The organism is Mesorhizobium sp. M2A.F.Ca.ET.039.01.1.1 (genome assembly GCF_003998035.1).
In the GTDB taxonomy this organism is placed as follows: Bacteria; Pseudomonadota; Alphaproteobacteria; order Rhizobiales; family Rhizobiaceae; genus Mesorhizobium.
Genome location: NZ_RZRY01000896.1, coordinates 1 through 2,175, shown reverse-complemented (window position 1 = coordinate 2,175; position 2,175 = coordinate 1). Strand labels below are relative to the sequence as shown.

Genomic DNA, 2,175 nt, shown 5'->3' with positions numbered 1-2,175 from the left:
CTTCAGCGAGGCGGTGATCGATCCCGTTTCCGCCATTGCCGCCTCGATGCCGGCGAAGCGCTTGGCGTCGAACCAGGTCGTCGCGCGCGACACCGCTTGACCGTCGGCCTCGCCGCGCGTCTCCAGCCGGATGACGGCCGCGCCCTTGGCAAGGCCCAGCGCCTCGGCGATGCGCCGGCTGGCCGGCTCCGTCGAGGACGACAACAGCGCAATATGCCGCTCGCTCGTCTGCCCCTGCAGCCCGGTCGAGAAGCGCGTGCGCGCGCCGATCGGATAGGACAGCCGCTTGCGCGACAGGACGAAGGTGCCGCGGCCCTGCTCGGCCTTCAACACGCCTTCCTGCACCAGTGCTGCAATGGCGCTACGCACCGTGTGGCGGTTGACGCCGTAGCGTTCCGCCAGCGCGACTTCGGGCGGCAGCGCCGCGTTCTCGGCGAAGTCGCCGCTCGCGATCCCCTGCAGGATCCGGTCGGCGATCTGCCGCCACAGCGACACGCCGTTGCGCCTTTCGATGCTGCTCGCCAGTCCGGTCACCCATCGCCCCCAAGCATTTTTCCGGGTTGTCATCCACCCGTCATGGACTCCCGTTACCAGATAAGTATAATTTGTATAGTTGTCTATATCAATAGACAAATTTTACGCATGCAGGGAGGAATGCCATGCGAGGACAGGAAGCGCGCGAGCAGGCCGGGCGGAAAGCCTTGATGGAGACGCTGGCGCATGCCGAAGCCGATGAGATCGCGCGCCTGTGGAACGAAGCGGGCCTGCCTTCCGAGGCCGAGCTCTTGCGCGGCCCCGAGACCGGACTGGTGACGGTACGCGGGCGCATCGGCGGCGGCGGCGCGCCCTTCAATGTCGGCGAGGCGACCGTCACCCGCGCCACGGTGCGGCTGCCCTCCGGCCAGGTCGGCCATTCCTACGCGCTCGGCCGCGACAAGGACAAGGCCAGGCTCGCCGCAATCGCCGACGCGCTGTGGCAGGACCCGCCGCAGCGTGAAGCAGTCGAGACGAAGCTCGCCGCGCCTTTGCGCGCGGCGCTCGATGCGGCGCGCGAGACGCGGCGCGTCGAGACGGCGGCCACGAAAGTGGATTTCTTCACCATGGTGCGCGGAGAGGACTGATGGATATCGCCACGCAATCGATCGACGGCGGCTTCGCCGAGCCAGTCTTCAACGCGCAAACCGTCTTCCGCGCCATCATGGACGCGATGGCGCGCCCAGGCTCCGTGCAGGCCCTGCCGCAACTCACCCACCCGCCGGCGCCATTGTCGGCGACGGCCGGGGCCGTGGCGCTCTCGCTGTGCGACAACGATACACCGATCTGGCTCGATCCGCCGCTGCAGGCGGAAGCTTCGGTCAAGGCCTGGTTCGGCTTCCACACCGGCGCGCCCTTGGCCAACACGCCGGCCGACGCGCATTTCGCCTTGATCGCCAATCCGAAGGAGATGGCCGCGCTCGACGGTTTTGCGCAAGGCACGCAGGAATATCCCGACCGCTCGACGACGCTGATCCTCCTGGTCGACGACCTCGCCTCGGGCCCGTCGCTGCTGCTTGAGGGCCCCGGCATCGAAAAGACGTCGATGATCGCGCCTCGGGGCATGCCGCGCCATTTCGTCGAGCAGTGGAAGCAGAACAACCAGCGTTTTCCGCGCGGCGTCGACATCATCCTGGCGGCGCCGGGCAGCCTTGCCTGCCTGCCGCGCACGACCCGCATCAAGACGATGGAGGCGTGACATGTACGTCGCGGTGAAGGGCGGCGAAGCCGCCATTGCCAATGCCCACCGCCTGCTGGCCGATCGCCGCCGCGGCGACCGCTCGGTGCCGGCGCTGCGCCTCGACCAGATTGTCGAGCAGCTGGCGCTCGGCGTCGATCGCGTGATGAGCGAAGGCTCGCTCTATGATCGCGAGTTGGCGGCTCTGGCCATCGTCCAAGCACGCGGCGACATGATCGAGGCGATCTTCCTGGTGCGCGCTTACCGCACCACGCTGCCACGCTTCGGCTACACCAATCCGGTCGATACCGGCGCCATGCAGGTCGAGCGTCGTATCTCGGCCACCTACAAGGACCTGCCCGGCGGCCAGGTGCTCGGCCCGAACTTCGACTACACCCACCGCCTGCTCGATCCGGAGCTCGCCGCCGGCGCTGAGGTCGAGACGCCGGCGCAGCGCCCGGTCG

4 protein-coding genes are annotated in these 2,175 nt (G+C 68.1%); 3 read left to right on the top strand and 1 reads right to left on the bottom strand.

Going from position 1 to position 2,175, the window contains the following annotated elements; translation table 11 throughout:
* Positions 1–525, bottom strand: a 525-nt coding sequence (gene phnF / locus EOA24_RS35250) for a phosphonate metabolism transcriptional regulator PhnF (protein WP_245501928.1), incomplete at its 3' end; no start/stop codon positions are given.
* A gap of 134 nt (positions 526–659) precedes the next feature.
* On the opposite strand from phnF, the gene phnG reads away from it, so the two are divergent.
* The 3 genes from phnG to EOA24_RS35235 all read left to right on the top strand — a co-directional run.
* A complete protein-coding gene (phnG, locus tag EOA24_RS35245; RefSeq protein ID WP_126081148.1) occupies positions 660–1,121 on the top strand; it encodes a phosphonate C-P lyase system protein PhnG in 462 nt (153 codons plus the stop codon).
* Positions 1,121–1,732: a phosphonate C-P lyase system protein PhnH gene (gene phnH, locus EOA24_RS35240; RefSeq protein ID WP_126081147.1), complete on the top strand. Its 612-nt coding sequence runs from the start codon at positions 1,121–1,123 to the stop codon at positions 1,730–1,732. Before phnG ends, phnH begins: the two co-directional genes overlap by 1 nt.
* Before the next feature lies 1 nt (position 1,733).
* Positions 1,734–2,175: carbon-phosphorus lyase complex subunit PhnI (locus EOA24_RS35235; RefSeq protein ID WP_189354505.1), on the top strand; the 442-nt coding region annotated here is incomplete at its 3' end.

Bases quoted from the DNA above. Each gene is read 5' to 3' on its own strand.
- phnG (WP_126081148.1), top strand. From the start codon at position 660: ATGCGAGGACAGGAAGCGCGCGAGCAGGCCGGGCGGAAAGCCTTGATG.
- phnH (WP_126081147.1), top strand. From the start codon at position 1,121: ATGGATATCGCCACGCAATCGATCGACGGCGGCTTCGCCGAGCCAGTC.